The organism is Campylobacter sp. RM12637, assembly GCF_020137645.1.
GTDB lineage: Bacteria > Campylobacterota > Campylobacteria > Campylobacterales > Campylobacteraceae > Campylobacter_E.
The window spans coordinates 22,630-42,158 of record NZ_JACGAV010000004.1; the positions used below are offsets into that span (position 1 = coordinate 22,630).

At 28.1% G+C, this 19,529-nt stretch carries 19 protein-coding genes; 11 read left to right on the forward strand and 8 right to left on the reverse strand.

Annotation, left to right across the window (positions count from 1 at the left end):
* The first annotated feature begins 32 nt into the window (after positions 1–32).
* The 5 genes from fliL to AVBRAN12637_RS03080 are packed head-to-tail and all read left to right on the forward strand — an operon-like array spanning position 33 to position 3,555.
* Positions 33–551: a flagellar basal body-associated protein FliL gene (fliL, locus tag AVBRAN12637_RS03060; protein ID WP_214116740.1), complete on the forward strand. Its 519-nt coding sequence runs from the start codon at positions 33–35 to the stop codon at positions 549–551.
* Positions 551–901 (forward strand): holo-ACP synthase, encoded by a 351-nt coding sequence (acpS, locus tag AVBRAN12637_RS03065; protein ID WP_214116738.1) that lies wholly within the window; start codon positions 551–553, stop codon positions 899–901. Before fliL ends, acpS begins: the two co-directional genes overlap by 1 nt.
* A 1-nt stretch (position 902) precedes the next feature.
* Positions 903–2,177 (forward strand): MFS transporter, encoded by a 1,275-nt coding sequence (locus tag AVBRAN12637_RS03070; protein ID WP_239802719.1) that lies wholly within the window; start codon positions 903–905, stop codon positions 2,175–2,177.
* Positions 2,165–2,716 carry a CheB methylesterase domain-containing protein gene (locus tag AVBRAN12637_RS03075; RefSeq protein ID WP_214120045.1) on the forward strand — a complete coding sequence of 184 codons (552 nt, stop codon included), beginning with the start codon at positions 2,165–2,167 and terminating at the stop codon, positions 2,714–2,716. The genes AVBRAN12637_RS03070 and AVBRAN12637_RS03075 overlap by 13 nt, the downstream gene beginning before the upstream one ends.
* A 5-nt stretch (positions 2,717–2,721) precedes the next feature.
* Positions 2,722–3,555: a CheR family methyltransferase gene (locus AVBRAN12637_RS03080; protein WP_214116732.1), complete on the forward strand. Its 834-nt coding sequence runs from the start codon at positions 2,722–2,724 to the stop codon at positions 3,553–3,555.
* Positions 3,556–3,574: 19 nt separating this feature from the next.
* Here the strand turns inward: AVBRAN12637_RS03080 and AVBRAN12637_RS03085 are convergent, their stop codons facing one another.
* Entirely contained in the window at positions 3,575–5,605 is a 2,031-nt protein-coding gene (locus AVBRAN12637_RS03085; protein ID WP_336615297.1) for a CHASE2 domain-containing protein, read from the reverse strand.
* The gene (gene mnmG, locus AVBRAN12637_RS03090) at positions 5,602–7,458 is read right to left on the reverse strand and encodes a tRNA uridine-5-carboxymethylaminomethyl(34) synthesis enzyme MnmG (RefSeq protein ID WP_214116728.1); all 1,857 of its coding nucleotides are present in this window, start codon (positions 7,456–7,458) and stop codon (positions 5,602–5,604) included. The genes AVBRAN12637_RS03085 and mnmG overlap by 4 nt, the downstream gene beginning before the upstream one ends.
* Before the next feature lie 49 nt (positions 7,459–7,507).
* Between mnmG and AVBRAN12637_RS03095 the strand changes: the two genes are divergently transcribed.
* From AVBRAN12637_RS03095 to rfaD, 3 genes are read left to right on the forward strand one after another with little or no spacing between them, the layout of a single operon-like run.
* Positions 7,508–8,119 carry a riboflavin synthase gene (locus AVBRAN12637_RS03095; RefSeq protein ID WP_239802721.1) on the forward strand — a complete coding sequence of 204 codons (612 nt, stop codon included), beginning with the start codon at positions 7,508–7,510 and terminating at the stop codon, positions 8,117–8,119.
* A gap of 8 nt (positions 8,120–8,127) precedes the next feature.
* Entirely contained in the window at positions 8,128–8,316 is a 189-nt protein-coding gene (locus tag AVBRAN12637_RS03100) for a hypothetical protein (RefSeq protein ID WP_214120047.1), read from the forward strand.
* A gap of 9 nt (positions 8,317–8,325) precedes the next feature.
* Positions 8,326–9,276, forward strand: coding sequence for an ADP-glyceromanno-heptose 6-epimerase (gene rfaD, locus AVBRAN12637_RS03105; RefSeq protein ID WP_336615298.1), 951 nt, complete (start codon positions 8,326–8,328; stop codon positions 9,274–9,276).
* A 4-nt stretch (positions 9,277–9,280) separates the two neighbouring features.
* Here the strand turns inward: rfaD and AVBRAN12637_RS03110 are convergent, their stop codons facing one another.
* The 3 genes from AVBRAN12637_RS03110 to selA form a co-directional block, all read right to left on the reverse strand.
* Entirely contained in the window at positions 9,281–10,288 is a 1,008-nt protein-coding gene (locus AVBRAN12637_RS03110; protein ID WP_336606926.1) for a sensor histidine kinase, read from the reverse strand.
* Positions 10,289–10,463: 175 nt separating this feature from the next.
* A complete protein-coding gene (gene bcp / locus AVBRAN12637_RS03115; RefSeq protein WP_214120049.1) occupies positions 10,464–10,901 on the reverse strand; it encodes a thioredoxin-dependent thiol peroxidase in 438 nt (145 codons plus the stop codon).
* Between the two features lie 2 nt (positions 10,902–10,903).
* Positions 10,904–12,190: an L-seryl-tRNA(Sec) selenium transferase gene (gene selA, locus AVBRAN12637_RS03120; protein WP_336615299.1), complete on the reverse strand. Its 1,287-nt coding sequence runs from the start codon at positions 12,188–12,190 to the stop codon at positions 10,904–10,906.
* 48 nt (positions 12,191–12,238) lie between these two features.
* Between selA and AVBRAN12637_RS03125 the strand changes: the two genes are divergently transcribed.
* Genes AVBRAN12637_RS03125 through AVBRAN12637_RS03135 form a run of 3 tightly spaced genes read left to right on the forward strand, consistent with a single transcriptional unit; the run spans position 12,239 to position 14,999 of the window.
* The gene (locus tag AVBRAN12637_RS03125; protein WP_336615300.1) at positions 12,239–13,849 is read left to right on the forward strand and encodes a 4Fe-4S binding protein; all 1,611 of its coding nucleotides are present in this window, start codon (positions 12,239–12,241) and stop codon (positions 13,847–13,849) included.
* Between the two features lies 1 nt (position 13,850).
* Positions 13,851–14,534, forward strand: coding sequence for a hypothetical protein (locus AVBRAN12637_RS03130; RefSeq protein ID WP_214120052.1), 684 nt, complete (start codon positions 13,851–13,853; stop codon positions 14,532–14,534).
* An 18-nt stretch (positions 14,535–14,552) separates the two neighbouring features.
* Entirely contained in the window at positions 14,553–14,999 is a 447-nt protein-coding gene (locus AVBRAN12637_RS03135) for a low molecular weight protein-tyrosine-phosphatase (RefSeq protein ID WP_214120053.1), read from the forward strand.
* A 14-nt stretch (positions 15,000–15,013) separates the two neighbouring features.
* Here the strand turns inward: AVBRAN12637_RS03135 and AVBRAN12637_RS03140 are convergent, their stop codons facing one another.
* Genes AVBRAN12637_RS03140 through trpS form a run of 3 tightly spaced genes read right to left on the reverse strand, consistent with a single transcriptional unit; the run spans position 15,014 to position 19,500 of the window.
* On the reverse strand, positions 15,014–17,266 hold the full coding sequence (locus AVBRAN12637_RS03140) for a tetratricopeptide repeat protein (RefSeq protein WP_336615301.1): 2,253 nt from the start codon (positions 17,264–17,266) through the stop codon (positions 15,014–15,016).
* 8 nt (positions 17,267–17,274) lie between these two features.
* Positions 17,275–18,522 carry a serine--tRNA ligase gene (gene serS, locus AVBRAN12637_RS03145; protein WP_214120055.1) on the reverse strand — a complete coding sequence of 416 codons (1,248 nt, stop codon included), beginning with the start codon at positions 18,520–18,522 and terminating at the stop codon, positions 17,275–17,277.
* 9 nt (positions 18,523–18,531) lie between these two features.
* Positions 18,532–19,500, reverse strand: a complete 969-nt coding sequence (trpS, locus tag AVBRAN12637_RS03150; protein ID WP_336615302.1) for a tryptophan--tRNA ligase — start codon at positions 19,498–19,500, stop codon at positions 18,532–18,534.
* Positions 19,501–19,529 lie beyond the last annotated feature (29 nt).

Sequence of the window (19,529 nt, forward strand, 5' to 3'; positions counted from 1 at the left end):
TTTTTAAAATATTTATCAAAAAAGGTTAATAAATGGCAGAAAACGAAGAAGTTGTAGCACCAAAATCAAAAGGTTCTAGTTTGGTTTTAATTTTAGTAACCGTTTTATTACTTGTTGTATTAATCATAGGCGGTTTAGTTATATTTTTATTAATGGGAAGTGGCGATGAAGAAAAGGCTGATGAAAGTGTAAAAACCGAGCAAGTTGAAAAAAAACCTGCTAAGAAAAAGAACGAAATGTCAGCTGATGTTGGTGTTATTTATCCATTAGATGGCTTTACCGTGAATTTAGTAAGTGATAGTGGGACTAAATATTTAAAATGCAAAATTGAATTAGAGCAAAATATAGAAACACTAACACCAGAACTTGATAAAAAAATACCTATTATTAAAGATAAAATAATAGAAACTCTAAGCTCAAAAAGTGTAGAAGAAATAAGCACAGGAAAAGGCAAAGAAAGATTAAAAGAAGAAATTATCAATAAAATTAATGAAGTATTAAATGATGGCTTTATCAAAAATATTTATTTTACTGATTTTGTGATTACTTGATGATTGGTTGTGATATTGTTGAGATTGCTAGAGTTGAGAAAATTCTAGCTAAATCTCAAATTAAATTCTTAAAAAAAATCCTTACCGAAAACGAATTAAAAACTCTAAGTTCTAATTCAAATTCTATTGCAGGTTATTACGCAGCAAAAGAAGCAGCTAGTAAAGCTTTAGGCTGTGGAATTAGTAAAGATTGCTCTTTTATGGATATAGAAATTATAAAAAATAATCAAAATAGACCTAGTATTTTATTTAGTGAAAAAATTTTTAATAAATTTGGAGTAAAATCAGCTCATCTTAGTATTAGCCACGATGCAGGGATTGCAATGGCTGTTGTTATGCTGGAGAAATAAATTGAAAAATTATCTTGAATTATTAAAATATAGTAAGACTTTTAAAATTCTTATCCTAGTTCAATTCATAACTTATTTTGGGGCTTGGTTTTCACAAATTGGTGTTTATACTATGCTAATTGAGTTTGATTTTAGCGAGTTTAGTTGGAATATTTTAGGCTCTGAAATAAATCACGAAAGTATGAAAAAATGGGCTATATCTTTTTCTGCTGTATTTGCATTTTTGCCTACTATTTTAATGGCGCCAATTAGTGGAATTATAATTGATAGTTTTAAGTCTAAAAAACTTTTATTATTATCAATTATCATTGAATTGTTTTCAGTATTTTTACTAATTTTTATAAAAGACGCTAGTTATATTTTTATACTATTTTTACTAATTTTTATAAGACTTGCGGTTGCAAGTTTATATTTTCAAACTGAAATGAGTTTATTGCCACATATTTTTGATAAAGACAGATTAAAGCTAGCAAATGAGTTATTTTCAGTAGTTTGGGCTATTTCATACACTACAGGAATGGCAGTTGCTGGTATGTTTATACATTATTTTGGGGTTTATAATGCCTTTTTGCTTGATTGCTTTTTATTTTTAATTGGAATTACATTATTATTTTTTATAAAAATAGAAGTAAAAAATGAAAAATTTTATTTCAAAAATATCACAAAAATGGCTAAAGAAGGTTTGTTTTATTTACTAGGAAATAAAAAAATATTACATTTAATATTATTACACGCCTTTATAGGATTTACAGCTTATGATGCTTTGATTAATTTTTTAGCTGGATATGATTATTTAAATAAAGTATATTTTCTAAAAGAAATTCTAAGCACAGGTTTAATAATTGGACTTAGTAATGCAATTAGAGCTTTATCTTTAGTAGTTGGACCTTTAATTTTAAGTAAAGTCGTAAATCACAAAAGATTATTTTATTTTTTTATTTTGCAAGGCTTAGGGATTATTACTTGGGCTTTACTTCAATTTAATTTCTGGGTATCTTTTATAGGTTTAATATTTGCTGGATTTTTTACTAGCACGATATGGTCTTATACTTATACAGCAATTCAAAACAATTGCGATAAAGAATATTATGGCAGAGTGATTGCTTATGTTGATATGATTTATATGAGCTTTTCATTAGCAATTACTTTACTAACTGGTTGGTTATTTGATAATAAAGTTGGCACTTTTTATATTACAATATTAATTGGAAGTTGCTTTATAATAGGTGCTTTTTATTGGTTATTTTATATAAGGAATTATGGATGCGAAAAGTAATTTTAATAGGTGCTAGCACAGGTGGTCCTAGTCAGATTAAGTATTTAATTCAAGATTTAAAACTTGTAAATACAACAATAGTTATTGCTCAACATATGCAAGCAAATTTTTTACCAAGTTACGCACATCAACTTGATAAAGAATGTTTAAGCGATGTTGCGTTATTAGAAAATCCTTGCTTTTTAGATGATAAAAAAATATATATTTGTCAATACAATACGGAGTTATTTTCAAATCTAAGGGCTAATTTTAATAATGGAGTTTTTCCATTTTGTCCTAATGTAGATTTATTGTTTAATAGTGCTTCAAAACTTACAAAAGACTATGAAATACTAGCAATATTATTAACAGGGATTGGAGATGATGGTGCTAAAGGCTTATTTGAACTATACAAAAAAGGTGCTAAGTGTATAGGCGAGAGTGAAAAATCTTGCATAGTTTATGGAATGCCAAAAAGAGCTTATGAATTAAACAATAATCTTTTACAACTTGACATTGAAGATATAAAAAAAGAAATTGTAAATTTCATTCAAAGGTAGGTTTTATGTTTAGTTTTTTATCAAATAAAAAAGATATAGAAAATCAACAAAAAGAAGAGTTTAAATTCCACGATGATAATTATGAGTTTGATATGCTTTTATTGAAAATTAGGCAAGTTTGTGGAATTGATTTAGAAGTTAAAAAAACAACGATAAGACCAAAATTAATCAAATTTTGCACTAATAATAATTTAAGCTCTTTTTCTCAATTAACTAATAAAATGGATTTAAACCTTCCTATTAGACAAGAATTATTTGACTTAATAACGGTTTGTGAAACTTATTTTTATAGAGAACTAAAACAACTTAATGAATTAATTTATATCTTAAGAGCAGAACCTAGCAAAAGAAGAATTTTATGCGCTCCAAGTTCAAGTGGAGAAGAAGTATATTCAATACTAATGCTAGCAAATGAAGCAGGGATTACTAATCTTTCAATCTTAGGAATAGATATAAATGCTGAAATTATTCAAAAAGCAAGAGCTAGAAGATATTCAAAACGCTCATTATATAATCTAAATGATAATCTAATCAAAAAATACTTTGACCAAGACAATGATGAATATGTGATAAAAAGCCAATATTTTTCTAATGCTAAGTTTGAAGTTGTGAATGTATTTGATAAGAAATTTTTAGAATTAGGTAAATTTGATGTGATACTTTCAAGAAATATGATGATTTATTTTAATGAAGAATACAAATACCGCTTGGTTGATAATTTTGTTAAAAATCTCAATGATGGCGGAATGTTTTTCGCTGGACATGCTGATTTAGTTCCAAGTCATAATGAATTAAAAAAAGTATATGCAAATACTTGCACTTACTATGTAAAAGAATAATTAGAAATTAAATTCCTAATTATTCACGCCATAAAGTTAATTTCTCTCCTTTAAAGCCACTGCATTTATATAATTTAGTAGTTTCATCTTTACCTTTTAGCTTTAATTCATCAACTAATTCTAATTCATATATACTAGCGTCTTTTAAGGCTGCTAAAGTGTTATGAGAGATTAAGATATTTGCCTTATAGTTTTTACAAGAGCTCTCTACCCTACTTGCGGTATTTACTCCATCTCCTATGCAAGTATAATCACTTCTTGAAAGGCTTCCCATCTCCCCTACAATACATTCACCTGTGTTAATTCCTATACCTATATTTATATAAGGAAGTCCTTTTTTGCCCCAATCTTCGTTTAAAAGCTTTAAGGCTTTTATTTGCTCAATTGCAGCTTGTAAAGCACAATCAGCGTGATTTTCTAAATCATTTGGAGCATTAAAATACGCCATAACAGCATCACCTATATATTTATCAACCGTTCCATTGTATTTAAAAATAATATCACTCATAGGGGTCATATATTTATTTAAGAAATTAACCAAATCAGAAGCATCCATATTCTCACTAATCGTAGTAAAATCTCTAATATCACTAAAAAATACTGATATTTCTCTTTTGCTTGTGCTAAATACATTGCTATCTGTATTAATTAATTGCTCTGCTACTCTTTTTGAAACCTTTTTTTCTAGCTTAGCTTTTATAAATTCTTTTTGTCTGCTTTCTAAAAAGAAGTTAATTAATATCCCAATTACTCCCATAATAGCTAAAACCAAAATAAGTTCAAATGTATGAAGTAAATACTTCTTGCTAATTATAAAATAATAATGCCCTAAAATAATAGTTGCTAAAAGTATTAAATGCCATAAAACTTGTAAAATTATGCTTTTAAAATACATAAAAGAAACACTAAGAGCAATTATTATTAGTAAAGAAATTAAAAGTATTTCAGATGAATATTTTGGGGTTGTTAGGTATTCATCATTTAATAAATTATCTATCGCATTTGCGTGGATTTCAACACCTGGTAAGTTTTCATCTAATGGATTGCTTCTAATATCATTAAGCCCTACAACGCTAGTTCCAATTAAAACTATTTTATCTTTAAAGAACTCTTTACTAATAGTCCCATCTAAAACATCAATAGCGCTAATATAATCATAATGCGGAGATTTTCCTTTAAAATATAAACCAAGCAATGCGTGAGCATTCACTACAAAGCTATCCTTATCTCCTAATACTAAATGTATATCTTTAAAATTATCCCCAATTGCTTTAATATCATCAATTCCTAGATATTTTGCATACATTGCAAGACTAAGACTTGGCAAGAGTTGTTTAAACTCACCATCATCATAATAAATCATCATAAAGGCATTTCTGATTACATTATCTAAATGTGAATATGAATTAACAAATCCATTTGCATAAGCATTATCACTTAATTCTTCTATACTTGCTGTAATATTTTTGCCATGTTCAAGCAATGAATAATCAATATTATCTTCAGCTATGCTTTGATTACTTAATGGAGCTAATTTTTTTTCCGTATCGTTTATATAAGAGCCTAAGTTTATAGCATAGGCTAAAATACTATTTGTCTTTGAAAGTGCCATAGCAAAAGCTTTATCAGTATCTTGAGTGCGTTGGCAAAAATGATATTTTGGAATGTTTAAAGAATTAAACTCCGTATCATTCATCTTTTTAGTAATTTCTCCACGCTTATCGCTTTCTGCAAAATAAATATCAAATCCTACCACACTAGCAGCATTTAATTTATACACCAAACAAGCAAGAATATCTCTATCCCAAGGCCATTGCCCAAGACTAGCTAAGCTTTTTTCATCAATATCAACTATAGCAATTCTACTATCACCTTTAATATTATGATTAAAATAAGCATTAATTCTAAAAAACATATCGTGAGTTAAATTATCTAGCCTTGTGATGATACCGACTTCTTTTATAGTTATAAAAAATGAAAAAACAATCATTAAAATTGATAAAACTATAAAAGAATAAAATTTCTTAAACTTACTTAAATGTCTAATCAATTTTTAGCCTTTAATTTAATATAAATTTGAAGAATATCAATTGCAGCTGGGGTAATTCCACTAATTCTACTTGCATCAAACAAATTATCAGGCTTATTTTTTTCAAGTTTTTCTACAACTTCATTGCTAAGCCCACTAATTCCACGATAAGTAAAATCATTTGGAATTTTAATCTTAATCAAATTCGCTTGATTTTGAATACTTTCATCTTGCAATTTTACATAATGATAATATTTTGCATCAAGTAAAATTTCATCTAAAACAAAATCATTTAAATTAGCCAAACTTGGTGCTAAAGAAAGCATTTTTTCCTTTGTTATCGTGCTACGAGCTATGATTTTTTGAAGAGTTGTTGGTTGAGAAATCGGCTCTTCATTAATACTTGCTAATAATTCATTGAAAGAATTTGAAGGAACAACCCTGCTTTCACATAAGAACTCTAAACCTTTTTTAATATCATTTATTTGATTTTCATAGTATTTAAAGCTATTTTCATCTCTTAAACCACACTCATAAGCGTATTTATTAAGCCTTGTGATTGCATTGCTTTCACGAAGTAATAATCTAAACTCAGCCCTACTTGTAAACATTCTATAAGGCTCTTTTGTGCCTTTCGTAACTAAATCATCAATTAAAACACCAATATATCCTTCATCACGGCGTAACACAAGTCCATCTTTATTATCAATTGCCAAACTTGCATTTATAGCTGCCATAAGCCCTTGAGCTGCTGCTTCTTCATAACCAGTTGTCCCATTTACTTGACCTGCTAGATAGAAGTTTTTAATAATTTTACTTTCTAAAGTATGAAACAAATCAAGTGGGTCAAAATAATCATATTCTATTGCATAGCCGTGTCTTGTGATTTTAGCATTTTCAAAGCCTTTAACCGAGCGTATCATTGAATGTTGAACTTCAAATGGTAAAGAAGTTGAAAAACCATTTATATAATATTCTGTAGCTTCTTTTGTCTGTGGCTCAATAAATAAATGATGACTTTCTTTATCCGCAAAACGATTGATTTTATCTTCTATACTAGGACAATATCTAGGGCCAACTCCTTTAATTTGTCCTGTAAACATAGGAGCTTTATCAAAATTTGAACGGATAATATCATGAGTTGTTGTATTTGTATGCGCTATATAGCAAGGAAGTTGCGGCAATGTATGAGAAGTAAATTCTAAGCTAAATCCTTTAGTATTTAAATCACTTTCTTGAGTTTCTAATACGCTAAAATCAATACTACTTGCTGCAATTCTAGGACAAGTTCCAGTTTTAAGTCTTCCACGATTAAGCCCTAAAGCAGCTAAATTATCGCCTAACTCACTAGCACTAAGCTCTCCTACACGACCACTTTTTATCTTGCTTAAACCTACATGAATTAAACCATTTAAAAATGTCCCACTGCATAAAATTATTTTCTTAGCTTCATAAGTTTTATTAAGCTCTGTTTTTACCCCATAAGCTTCATTATCTTTTACCAAAAGCTCTGTAACCATTTCTTGAGAAATGTCTAAATTAGGCATATTTAATAATATATTTTTAGCATTTTTATTGTATTCATCCATATCTATTTGAGCTCTAGTCCCACGAACAGCTGCACCTTTGCTCTCATTTAAAGTCTTGTAATTAATCGCACTTAAATCAGTAATCTTTGGCATAATTCCGCCAAGTGCAGCTATTTCTTTTACTAAATGCCCTTTTGCAAGTCCGCCTATTGCAGGATTGCAAGAAGTTGCTCCAATTCTATCGTTTAAAATCGTAAGAAGTAGTGTTTTTTTACCCATTTTAGCACTTGCGTGTGCCGCTTCAACACCAGCATGACCAGCACCAATTACTATAATATCATACATCATTAATCCTTTTTTTTATAATACACTAAGCTTATTGTAAAGGATAAAAATGTTTAATGGTTTAATAAGAGAATGTGGCTTTATAAAAAACTATTCAAATAATGAATTAAGATTAATTTCAAAACTAAAACCAAACATAGGAGATAGTGTAGCAACTAATGGAGCTTGTCTTAGTGTGATAAAAACTCATAATGACGGCTTTAGTCTAAATCTTAGTAGTGAAACTCAAAAAATAATCAAACCTTTTAAAGTAGGTGAAAAAGTGCATACTGAATTAGCAATGCAAGTAGGAGATAGGATTGATGGGCATATTTTAAGTGGGCATATTGATGGGCTTGGTAAAATCATTAAGATAAATAAGCTTACTAGTGGGATAGATTTTTATATAAGTCTTGATGAAAAATTAATGCCTTTTGTGTGTAATAAAGGTAGCATTGCAATTGATGGAGTAAGCCTTACTATCAATGAAGTTTTAAACAATTCTATAAGACTTACAATAATTGATATTACTTTAAAAGATACTTTATTTAATTCGTATAAAATCAATGATTTAGTAAATGTAGAAACTGATATTTTGGCAAGATATGTTCATAGAATGCTAAATTATAAAAACAACTCACTTACTTGGGATGATATTGATAGAATTAGTGCTATTTATTAGGAGTTTTTATGAATGAAGAAATTATGCTAAGAGCTTTAGTGCAAAAAGCACAAGAGATGGATGATGAGTATTTGGCAAATGAAAAATTAGTAAAAATGCTTATTAAAAAACAAGTATCATTTGATAATTACGATAAAATAAACGAGTTTTTAAACTTTATAAAAGACGCTAAAACAAACGCTCAAAAAAGCAAATAAAGGATAAATATGAATATAGTAATAACAGGTGGAGCTGGATTTATAGGCTCAAATCTAGCAAATGAATTATGTAAAAATCATAAAGTTTTAGTAATTGATAATTTTGATAATAATGAAAGATTTTCAAACAATAAAAGAAAATATTTTGGAACTTATAAAAATCTTTTAGAATTTGATGGCTTAATATATTCAGCTAATTTATTAGATGATGAGTTTTATGCAATGATTGATAGTTTTGCTCCTAATGTGATTTATCATTTTGCTGCTATTTCTGATACTACCGTTTATGATGAAGAAATAGTATTTAAAAGTAATATTAATACTTTTTATAAAATTATAGCTCTAGCTAAAAAACACAATGCAAAATTAATTTACGCAAGTAGTGCTAGTGTCTATGGAGATGCACCAAGCCCACAAACCGTAGGACTTAATGAAATGCCTAAAAATCCTTATGCTTTTTCAAAACTAACTATGGATAAAATTGCTAAAGATACAGGAGCTGTAGGGCTTAGATATTTCAATGTTTATGGTAAAAATGAATTTTATAAAGATACAACCGCTTCTATGATTTTACAATTTGGTTTACAAATCCTAAACAACAACTCGCCTAAACTTTTCGTTGGAAGTGATAAAATCTTTAGAGATTTTGTATATATAAAAGATGTTACAAATGCAAATATCGCTGCAATGAATGCTAATGGTGGAGTTTATAATGTAGGTAGTGGCAAGGCTAGGAGTTTTGAGAGTATTGTAGATATTTTGCAAGATTTATTAATAAAGCGTGGAATTTTAAAAGAAAGATTGCAAAAAACATATATCCCAAATCCTTACACTAACGCTTATCAATTTCATACTGAAGCAAAGCTAGATGATAGTTTTTCATATAGACCAATTTATAGTTTAGAAGATGGGATAAATGATTATTTAGATGAAATAATTAAGATATTTAATAATAAATGAATTATTAAATATCTAATTTAAATTCCACGCAAAAGCTCTTAGGCTCGTTGCAATAATATATGTTTGCATTGTGAGCGTTGCAGATTTGTTTGCATAATGCTAAGCCTAAGCCATTGCCTTTTAGCTTAGTTGTATTGAATGCTTCAAAAAGATTAGTAAGATTTGCTATCTTTTCGCCACTATCAAAAACACTAATTTTATATATATTATTTATAATTTCTCCTTTGACTTTGATAGTGCCATTTTCTTCACAAGCATCAATTGCGTTATAAATTAAATTGCTTAAAACTAAGCTTATTAAAGACTTATCAACACTAATTGTAAATGGAGCAAAAGTGCATTCACTTAGAATTATTTCATCACTATTATTATAGGTATTAAAGACATTTTGGCATTCGTTTTCAAATTCTTGCAAATTGAACTCATATTTATTTAGCTTAAACCCACGAGTAAAAAGCAAAGTGCTCTCAATTATTCTCTCAACCCTTTTAATCGCATCTTGCATTTGCATTACAATATGTTTATTTTTAAGCTCAACTTTACTAAAAAGCACCCCTGCTAAAAGTGAAACCGAGCCTATTGGATTTCTAATCTCGTGAGCTAAATTAGCCGCTACTTGACCCATAGAAACAAGCCTTTCATCTCGCTTTTCTTTAGTAATATTTGTAGCCATTATTAGGTGCTTATCAGCGTATTTTATAGATTTGATTTGATAAAAATTATTTAAAAATTCTAATTCATAATGCTCTTTATTAAGGTCAATTTGCCTAAATAATTCATCACTTGCTAATTTGTTTTTCACTACTAGATTTTGATTTTCATCCAAAACCCAAATAGCACTTGGTAAAATCTCAATGATTTCATTTATCATTAGCATTAAACTATCATAAGAAGTCTTTAAAGCCTTGTATTCATTCTCTACTACATAAGTTTGCTCAATTAACGCCTTTAGCCCATCAGCAAAACTCTGCTTATCTGATAAATCTAAGCTATCTAAAATATTTTTATTCATAAATGTCCTTTAAATTTTTAATTATCTTAGCAGTTTTTATAAAAACAAAAAAATTTAAAATTAGAATTTATATATTATTTCACATTGTAGAATATATTTAAAAAGAGAAAATAATAGCAATTATGGAAAAATAAATTATATTTTTTTGATTTTAGCCATTAAGGCTAAAATCTAATTATTCTCCTAATAAATCCTTATTAAGCCTTGCGGCAAAACCTGTTGCTTTGTGGTTTTTGTATTCTTTAATGATTTCGCCGTTTTCATCTAGGATAAAGCACGAGCGAATAAGCCCTTCGTATTCTTTACCATAATTTTTCTTAATCCCCCAAGCACCAAATAGCTTAGCCACTTCTTTAAATTCATCGCTTAATAAAATCTGATTTAAGCCATATTCAGCTTTAAATTTTGCTAGTTTTTCACACTTATCAGGGCTAATTCCGATCAGCACATATCCTGCATTAAGCAATTTATCAAAACTCTCACTTAATTCACAATTTTGCTTCGTGCAACCTGGAGTGTAAGCTTTTGGATAAAAAAACACTATCACCTTTTTACCGCGAAAATCACTTAGATTAATCGCTACTTCATCTTGATTTAATAAAGTAAATTCCATATTTAATCCTTTAAAACTTCTTTTATAATATTTGCTAAGTATTCTAATTGATTAGGTAAAACGCTCCTTAAATCAATTATTATGCTATCTTTATCATAATTAGCCACTACGCCTTTATTTAAAAGTTCGTTTATCTTGCATTTATTAGCCTTAATTTTTAAAGCATAGCCGCTTAGTAATTTTTCAGGCATTGAGCCACCCCCTACTAGACTTTTGCTCTCTACGATTTCGCCAAAATTTATTAGCTCTTGCAAGGTTTTTGCTTTGTTTAAGACTTGAGATTTTGTATCATTTAATAAAGCTAAGCTTGGTAGATTTGCATAGTCTTTATTTAAATAATTTTTAACAGCTTTTGTAAGTATTAATAAGCTAGTTTTATTTAGCCTAAACATTCTTAAAAGCTGATTTTTGCGTAATTTTTCAATTAGTTCTTTTTTACCTAAAATAATTCCTGCTTGAGTGCTAGAAAATAATTTATCCCCACTAAATGAAACCAAGCTAATACCTTTAGATATTAGGCTTTTTACACTAGGTTCATCCCTTAAACTATCATTTATTAAATCCACATAGCCACTACCTAAATCATAATAAAATATTTTTTCATTTTTACAAGCTAAATCATTTAGGCTAATCGCATCTACTTCTTGACTAAATCCACCGATATAAAAGTTTGATTTATGAGTTTTTAAAATCATTTTTGCATTGTCTAATTCGGCTTCATAATCGCTCATCTTAGTCTTATTAGTAGTTCCTACTTCAATAAGCCTTGCTCCACTTTCACGCATCACATCGCTTACTCTAAATCCCCCGCCAATTTCTACTAGCTCGGCTCTACTTGTAATTACACCTTCGTTTTTGCCTAAAGTATTTAATACTAAAAACACAGCAGCAGCGTTGTTATTTACCACAAGTGCATCTTCGCAACCAAAAAGCATTTTTAAATAAAATATGAGATTTTCATCTCTTTTACCCCTTGCATTGCTTTCTAAATCAAATTCTAAATTAATATTATTAGTATGAAAAGCCTTTAATTCATCATAATCACTCTCGCTCATTAAAGCACGACCAAGATTTGTATGAAGCACCACACCAGTAGCATTTATCAATGCTCTTGGCTCTTTTAATAGCCTTTTATTAATTCTTTCATTAAGCTCTTTGAGTATCATCTCGTAACTTTGCTCTTTATTAGTAGCTCTTAGTTCATTTATTAATTCTTTAGCCAAAAAGCTAACTAAAAAACTAGGTTTATCATTAAAGGCATTAATTAATTTTGATATTTGTGGTAGCATTTTAAAATCCTTAAATATTTTTTAAAATACTAGCAAGGAAAGGTAAAAATGAAAGAATTTGCATATTTAAAAAAGGCTGATTTTATAGATGATTTAGGCAAAAATATAGCCGTTATAAATAGCCCTACTAGTGAGAAATTTCTAATAGCAAATGATAAGGCTTTAAATGCTTTAATCTATGCTCCTGAAATTGATTTTTATATAAAAAACTCAAGTGCTTTTAATAATGAAAAATTAGAAAAATTATATGAAGCAAGAGCTATTAATTATGATTATTCAAGTGAGATTAATTTATATGCGAATATTGATAAAAGAATTTGCATATTATTTGATGATAAAGATTTAAAAAATAAATTAATAGATAATGGTTATAAGGCTGTTTGTGTTAGTGAATTTGAGTTTGTTTATGGTGGGATTGGCTCACTTGTAGTAGTTACTAAAGAAGGCGAATTAGATTGTGATTTAGCTATTTCACAAACAAAACTAAACAATCACGCAGTATTAATAAATCATGAAAATATATTGCAAGATTTAAATTCTTTAACGGGTAAAATTAGCTTTACAAGAAAGATTGAGTTTAATTCAAGTTTATGCCAATTAGATGGGCGTAGGAGTGAGCATTGTGGTTGGTGCGTTGAGGCCTGTCCTAGCGTGGCTTTAAGCACTGATGATAAAAAAATCATAATAAGCGAAATTGATTGTATTAATTGTGCAAAATGCGTAAGCGTATGTCCTACTAATGCACTTGAGTTTTGTGAGTTTAATAAAGATTGCATAAAAGAAATTAGCAAAATCTATGAAAACGAGCAAATAATAATAACTCAAAATTATGATAATGATTTTAATATAAAGCATTTTTTACCATTTAATATACCTTTTGATTTATTGGATGAATTAATACTTTTACATTTAATAAACACAAGTGGTAAAAGCATTGCTATAGTTGGAGATATTAGCGAATTTTTAGCCGAAAAAATCAACTTAGTAAATGATATTTGCAAGGCAATCACAGGAAAAATAGCCATATATGTAAATGCAAATTTAGATGAAATTCCAAATGAATTGATAAAAGAATTTAAATCAAGCGAAAGTAATTTTAGACTAAATAAAAGAGAGCTTTTTGGCTTAAAAATCTCTTCTATGTTAAATAATTTAGATAAAGGTGTAATCACTGCTAAAAATTATGCAAAAATTAGCATAAATGAAAGCACTTGCACCCTTTGTGCTTCTTGTGCTGGGGCTTGTAATACGAACGCAATTTTAGCTGATAGTAAAGAAAATGCTATTAAATTTAACGCATCATTATGCACAAGTTGTGGATATTGTATAAATTCTTGTGCTGAAAAAGATACTATTTTTATACAAAAAGATATTTTAGAACTAAATCCGATTAGCTTTACTCATAAAACTTTAGCTAAAGATGAATTGTTTGCTTGTATTGAGTGTGGTAAAGAATTTGCTACTAAAAAATCAATTGATAAAATAGCTGGTATTTTAGGGGCAGCTTTTAGCTCTGATGTTACGAAAAAATATTCGCTTTATTGCTGTGCTGATTGTAAGGCTAAGATAATGATGCTAAAACAAGCTCAAGTTTTTGATGATACAAATAGTTTTTTTGCACCACTTGAAGAAAAATTAAATAAATTTTTGAAAGGTTAAAATGAACGAAGAATTAAATATAACTAGGTCATATTTTTACGAATTTTGCGCTAGAGCAATTAGTTTTATGAATAATGATGATTTTAATACTTTAAGAGAACAAGCTAAGTTTTTTTATGATAATTTAGATGATTTAAAAGATGATTTTAAAGTAATTTTAGATACTGATTATGCAGCTTATAAAGATGAGCAAAATGCTGTTTTTTATGATTTTTCTTATGTAAATGTGCCTACTGATGCTAGTTTTTATGATGAAGGGCGTGATAATGGCAAAATGAGAATAATTGCAACAGGAATTTTAAAAAGAGCTAATTTAATCAAAAACACAAATCTTAGCGATAATGAAGATAGTATGAATTTTTTATTTTATCTAGGTAGTGTTTTATGCAAAAATAATGATGAATTATGTCAGGAGCTATTTTCAAGAATTATTAATGAAGTTGTAGATGAGTTTTGTGAAAAACTACAAACTCATAAAAACTCAAAAATATTTACTCATATTGCAAATATAATATCTTATTTAATACAAATTGAAAGGGCATTTTATAGTGTAAATGCACCTGCTAAAAAAGAATCGGTTGCAGATAAAGCATTGCAAAGAATACCTTATGAACCAAGACTTCCAACCGAGTTTTCAAAAATCAATATGAGTGAGCTAACTAGCTTTAAAGAAAATATAGAATAAGTTTTATAAAGGAATAAAATGAAGATAATGTTTGTATGTTTAGGCAATATTTGTCGCTCTCCTATGGCTGAGTTTATTATGAAAGACTTATGCAAAAATAAAGAATTTAAAATAACAAGTTCAGGAACAGCAGGTTATCACGATGGAGAAGATATGCATATAGGCACGAAAAAACTTTTAAAAAATAAAAATATTGAATGCGATAATTTCGTATCAAAAAAACTCACAAAAAAATTATGCCAAGAATATGATTTAATCCTTACTATGGATGAGAGTAATTATAAAGATGTTTTAAATAATTTTTATGAGTTTAAAGACAAAGTAAAACCAATATGTTCTTATTGTGATTTAGGATATAAAAATGTGCCTGACCCTTGGTATACAAATAATTTTGATGAAGTTTATATGATTTTAAATAATGCTTGCAAAAATATCCTAAAAGAAATTGAAAATAATAAGATTTAGCTAAAAACTAAATCTTATCTAAATATCTGAAATGTAAAAAACTCTGATTTGTATTCATCATTCATTTTCTCATATTGTGATATAGCTGATTCATAATTTTTTGCTTCGTGATAAAGTAAAGCTAAAGCCAATCTTGATTCAAGATTGCTTGGATTTTTTACACGAGATAGCTCAAGTAAGGCTATAGCTGAATTATTATGCCCTGCTCCAATAGCTGCAACACTAGCTAAAAATAAAATATCAGAATCTTCAATATGATAATCATCAATCAAACTATTATAAATTGCAAAACTCTCTTCAAATTCATTAGCATAAATATCTATATAAGCAAGTGCTTTTAAAGCTCCTATGTCTTCATTAGTTTTTAAATATTGCTTTAATTTTTCTCTTTCTTGTTGTAAAAGACCTGAAATCTGCATTAATTTTACATAGTTATACCCTACTATTTTAGCACCACCAAATAATGAGCGATAATCTAATTTTTTGTTTAGAAAATACATTTGAACATCTTTAGCATAGGCTTTTACATCTTTTTTATTGTTTTTTAAAGAAAAATATAAAATATTTGCAATTATGTCATTATCACTTAAGTCTATTAAAACTTTTGATTTATCTATCATCTTGTCATAATCATTTTGCATATAAAATCCAAGAATTTCTAAACTAATATTACTAATATTATTTGTATTAGTTTGGTTCAAAAAACCTTGCATATTTACATAATCTTTTTTCTTAATTGAAAGCAATGCTAAATAATAATTTCTATCTTTTTCATCTTCAACATAATTTAAATTATATTGTAAATCTTGCTCTAATTTCGTAGTATCATCATATAACAAATCCGAACAAAATAAAGCATAAATTCCTGCTCTTAAATCCTTAGGGTCTAAATGATAACTAGCTAAAAAGTGCTTTTTTGCTAAATCATATTTGCCTAAGAGTGCATATGCTAAACCTAAATCATATTGCAAAATACTATGCTGCGGATAAAGCTTTACTAATTCTTCTAATAATTCACTAGCACTCTTTATATCATAACTAAAAGCATAATTTAAAGCTTTTGTAATTTGTATATTTATCTTTGATAAAGTTTGACTATTCTTAAGATAATTTGAGCTTTTATCTAAATCATCTAAGTAAATATTAACATTTGCCTTATTTATCATCTTAGTCGCACTTGTCGCATCAAATACTTTAAAAGGCGAAAAATAAAATATCAAATCATATTTTTGTTGCTTTGAATCTATAAAGGTTTTTTCATAAGTATGTTGAGCGTAATTTATATCAAATATCCTATCATCTATGGTTGTTTTGACATTATAACTTGACTTAAGCCACTCTAAATCATTTTTCTCTAATTCTCTTAAAAACCTTGAAGCTTCTTGATATTCTGCTAATTTTATATCAACTAAAGCTAAAGCTAATTTTGTCTCTTTTGGTTTTATTCTTTTTTCAAGTGCATTTTTTAAATAAAATCTTGCTTTGTTATATTCAGCATTTCTTGCATAAAGTAATCCTAAAGATAAATTTTTATCATAAGAATCTTGTAAATTAATCTCTCTTATAGAATCAGAACTTTTATTAAATGAGCTTAATATCTTTGCTCTTAAATATCTTGCGTCGTTTTGATAAAGTGGATGGATTTGTTTATTTAATGCTTGTAAAGCTTCAGGATAAAATCCTTTATAAAAATTCACTAAACCTAAGTAATAATAATAAAGGCTTGAGTTTTTTTCATTACTTAAATAAGAATATGCTAAATCTATATAATATTTAAATTCTTTATCTTTTTGCAATTTTAAAGCACAAACAGCAGCATTTAAAGCAGCCACCGTGTTATTTTCATTATTTTCTAAAGCCTTTTGAAAACTCTCTAAAGCTCCTTTATAGTTTGCTTGTTTCATTCTTGAAACTCCTAAATTATAATGCGAAAAACTCTCATTATATTTAGCTATATTTTCATATATTTTTAAAGCTTCACTTTTGTTTCCACTCTCATATAAAGCATTGGCTTTTGCCACCATTAAATCTAATTTTTGGCTTTTAAATTGTTGAATGCTTATTTTTGGCTCTATTAGCTCATTTTGCTCAACTTTAATTTCTTTTGACTTATCTTGAGTAAAAATTAAAAAAAGTAAAACTACTAATAAAATAATAATAAGTAAAGAAAGTCCAGCGATTAAAATTATACTTTTTTTGCTGAACTTACTTTGTTTTACTGGAAGAGTATTTCCTTCTTCAATAACAATTACTTGTTCTTCTGCCATACTTTATCTTACATATATTTTTGTAATACTTCAGGTATTGCTATTGTGCCATCTTCTCTTTGATAATTTTCCATAATAGCTACTAAAGTCCTACCTACTGCAAGGCTTGAACCATTTAGTGTATGAGCTAATTTGTTTTTACCATTTTCATCTTTATATCTTATTTTTGCGCGTCTTGCTTGAAAATCATAGCAATTACTAACAGAGCTAATTTCACGATATTTATTTTGTGCTGGTAGCCACACTTCTAAATCAACGGTTTTTCCTGCACTAAAGCCCAAATCCCCACTACAAAGCATTAAATGTCTATGAGCTAAACCTAAGCTTGTTAATAAATCACTTGCACAACTAAGCATATCTTCAAATACTTTATCGCTATCTTCTTGAGTGCTAATGCTTACAAGTTCAACTTTTCCAAATTGGTGTTGGCGGATAATTCCTTTTGTATCACGTCCTGCACTTCCTGCTTCTTTTCTAAAACAAGGTGAATAGCAAGTCATTTTGATAGGTAATTCATTTAAAGCTATAATTTCATCATTATATAGATTTGTTACACTAACTTCACTTGTAGGGATTAAATACAATTCTTCGCCATCAATTTTGAATAAATCATCTTTAAATTTAGGCAATTGTCCTGTGCCAAACATAGTATTAGCATTTACAATATAAGGAGTATTTACAAACTCAAATCCTCTTGAGCGGTTAAAATCTATCATATAATTATATAATGCTCTTTCAAGTCTTGCACCTTCACCACGTAAAGCTACAAAACGACTTTTAGCAACTTTTACACCACGCTCAAAATCAAGCCAACCAAGTGCCACACCTAAATCATGATGGTCTTTTGGAGTGAAATTAAATGTTGGTGGAGTTAATACCTTTTTAATCTCTACATTTTCTTCTTCATCATTTCCAATAGGCACACAATCAGCTATTAAATTTGGAATACAAGCTGCAATTTCATTTAATTTAGCTTCACTTACGCTTACTTTTTCGTTTAATTCAGCTATTTTTTTCTTATTTTCATCTAAAGACTTTTTAAGCTCACTTATATCTTCTCCTGATTTTGCTTTAAGTCCCATTTCTTTTGAGAATTTGTTTTGAAAACTTTGAGCGTTTTCTAATTCTATTTTTAACGCTTTTGTATCATTGTAGCTATCTAATAAACTTTTTAAAACTCCATCATCTACTTTTTTTGCTTTTAATTTTTGATTAAAAACTTCATAATTTTCTTCAATTTTTCTTAAATCTATCATAATTTCTCCTTATAAACTTAAAGCTTTATAAACTTGTTGCATTTTATTTTGCGCTAATATACTAGCTTTTTTTGCACCATCGTTTAATATATCAGCAATTTCTTTACCTTGCAATAATCTTTCATACTCACTTCTAGCCTTGTCAAAATACTCCCAAATAACATCACATAAATACAATTTAAAATGTCCGTATCCTTCTCCACCTTTTTCATACCTTGCACGAAGACTTGCTAAATCATTTTCATCTAAAAATAATTCAGCAATTTTATATATATTACAATTTTTCCAATCCTTAGGCTCTTCAATAGGAGTGCTATCGCTTACTATTTTATTTACTTGTTTTTTAAGTTGTTTATAACTTGTGAAAATATCAATAGTATTGCCATAACTTTTACTCATTTTAGCACCATCTATGCCTACTATTGTTTGAGTATTTTCATCAACTAATGCTTCAGGGATAGTAAATACATTTCCAAATTCATTATTAAATTTAATTGCAATATCTCTTGTAATTTCTAGGTGTTGAATTTGGTCTTTTCCAACAGGAACTAATGGTGCATCAAACAATAAAATATCAGCCGCCATTAAAACAGGATATGAAAATAAGCCGTGATTTGCACTAAGACCTTTTGCTATTTTATCCTTATATGAATGTGCTCTTTCAAGTAATCCCATAGGAGTAAATTGCGATAGTATCCAATAAAGTTCTAAGACTTCTTTAACATCACTTTGTAAATAAAATATACTTTTATTTGGATTTAATCCTAAAGCTAAAAATGCAGCTGCTGCTTTGTTAATATTATCTTTAAAATTACTAGCTGTTTTTTTATCCTTTAAAATACTTGTCATAGCGTGATAATTTGCAATAAACATTATCATTTCATTATCATTTTGTCTTTTCATCATTGGAGCTATTGCTCCAAAATAATTGCCTATATGCAAATCCCCACTTGGCTGAAGTCCTGTAAAAATTCTCATTTGTTCTCCATATCTTTACTTGTAATTTA

Bases quoted from the DNA above. Each gene is read 5' to 3' on its own strand.
- fliL (WP_214116740.1), top strand. From the start codon at position 33: ATGGCAGAAAACGAAGAAGTTGTAGCACCAAAATCAAAAGGTTCTAGT.
- acpS (WP_214116738.1), top strand. From the start codon at position 551: ATGATTGGTTGTGATATTGTTGAGATTGCTAGAGTTGAGAAAATTCTA.
- AVBRAN12637_RS03075 (WP_214120045.1), top strand. From the start codon at position 2,165: ATGCGAAAAGTAATTTTAATAGGTGCTAGCACAGGTGGTCCTAGTCAG.
- AVBRAN12637_RS03080 (WP_214116732.1), top strand. From the start codon at position 2,722: ATGTTTAGTTTTTTATCAAATAAAAAAGATATAGAAAATCAACAAAAA.
- mnmG (WP_214116728.1), bottom strand. From the start codon at position 7,458: ATGTATGATATTATAGTAATTGGTGCTGGTCATGCTGGTGTTGAAGCG.
- AVBRAN12637_RS03095 (WP_239802721.1), top strand. From the start codon at position 7,508: ATGTTTAATGGTTTAATAAGAGAATGTGGCTTTATAAAAAACTATTCA.
- AVBRAN12637_RS03100 (WP_214120047.1), top strand. From the start codon at position 8,128: ATGAATGAAGAAATTATGCTAAGAGCTTTAGTGCAAAAAGCACAAGAG.
- rfaD (WP_336615298.1), top strand. From the start codon at position 8,326: ATGAATATAGTAATAACAGGTGGAGCTGGATTTATAGGCTCAAATCTA.
- AVBRAN12637_RS03110 (WP_336606926.1), bottom strand. From the start codon at position 10,288: ATGAATAAAAATATTTTAGATAGCTTAGATTTATCAGATAAGCAGAGT.
- bcp (WP_214120049.1), bottom strand. From the start codon at position 10,901: ATGGAATTTACTTTATTAAATCAAGATGAAGTAGCGATTAATCTAAGT.
- selA (WP_336615299.1), bottom strand. From the start codon at position 12,190: ATGCTACCACAAATATCAAAATTAATTAATGCCTTTAATGATAAACCT.
- AVBRAN12637_RS03125 (WP_336615300.1), top strand. From the start codon at position 12,239: ATGAAAGAATTTGCATATTTAAAAAAGGCTGATTTTATAGATGATTTA.
- AVBRAN12637_RS03130 (WP_214120052.1), top strand. From the start codon at position 13,851: ATGAACGAAGAATTAAATATAACTAGGTCATATTTTTACGAATTTTGC.
- AVBRAN12637_RS03135 (WP_214120053.1), top strand. From the start codon at position 14,553: ATGAAGATAATGTTTGTATGTTTAGGCAATATTTGTCGCTCTCCTATG.
- AVBRAN12637_RS03140 (WP_336615301.1), bottom strand. From the start codon at position 17,266: ATGGCAGAAGAACAAGTAATTGTTATTGAAGAAGGAAATACTCTTCCA.
- serS (WP_214120055.1), bottom strand. From the start codon at position 18,522: ATGATAGATTTAAGAAAAATTGAAGAAAATTATGAAGTTTTTAATCAA.
- trpS (WP_336615302.1), bottom strand. From the start codon at position 19,500: ATGAGAATTTTTACAGGACTTCAGCCAAGTGGGGATTTGCATATAGGC.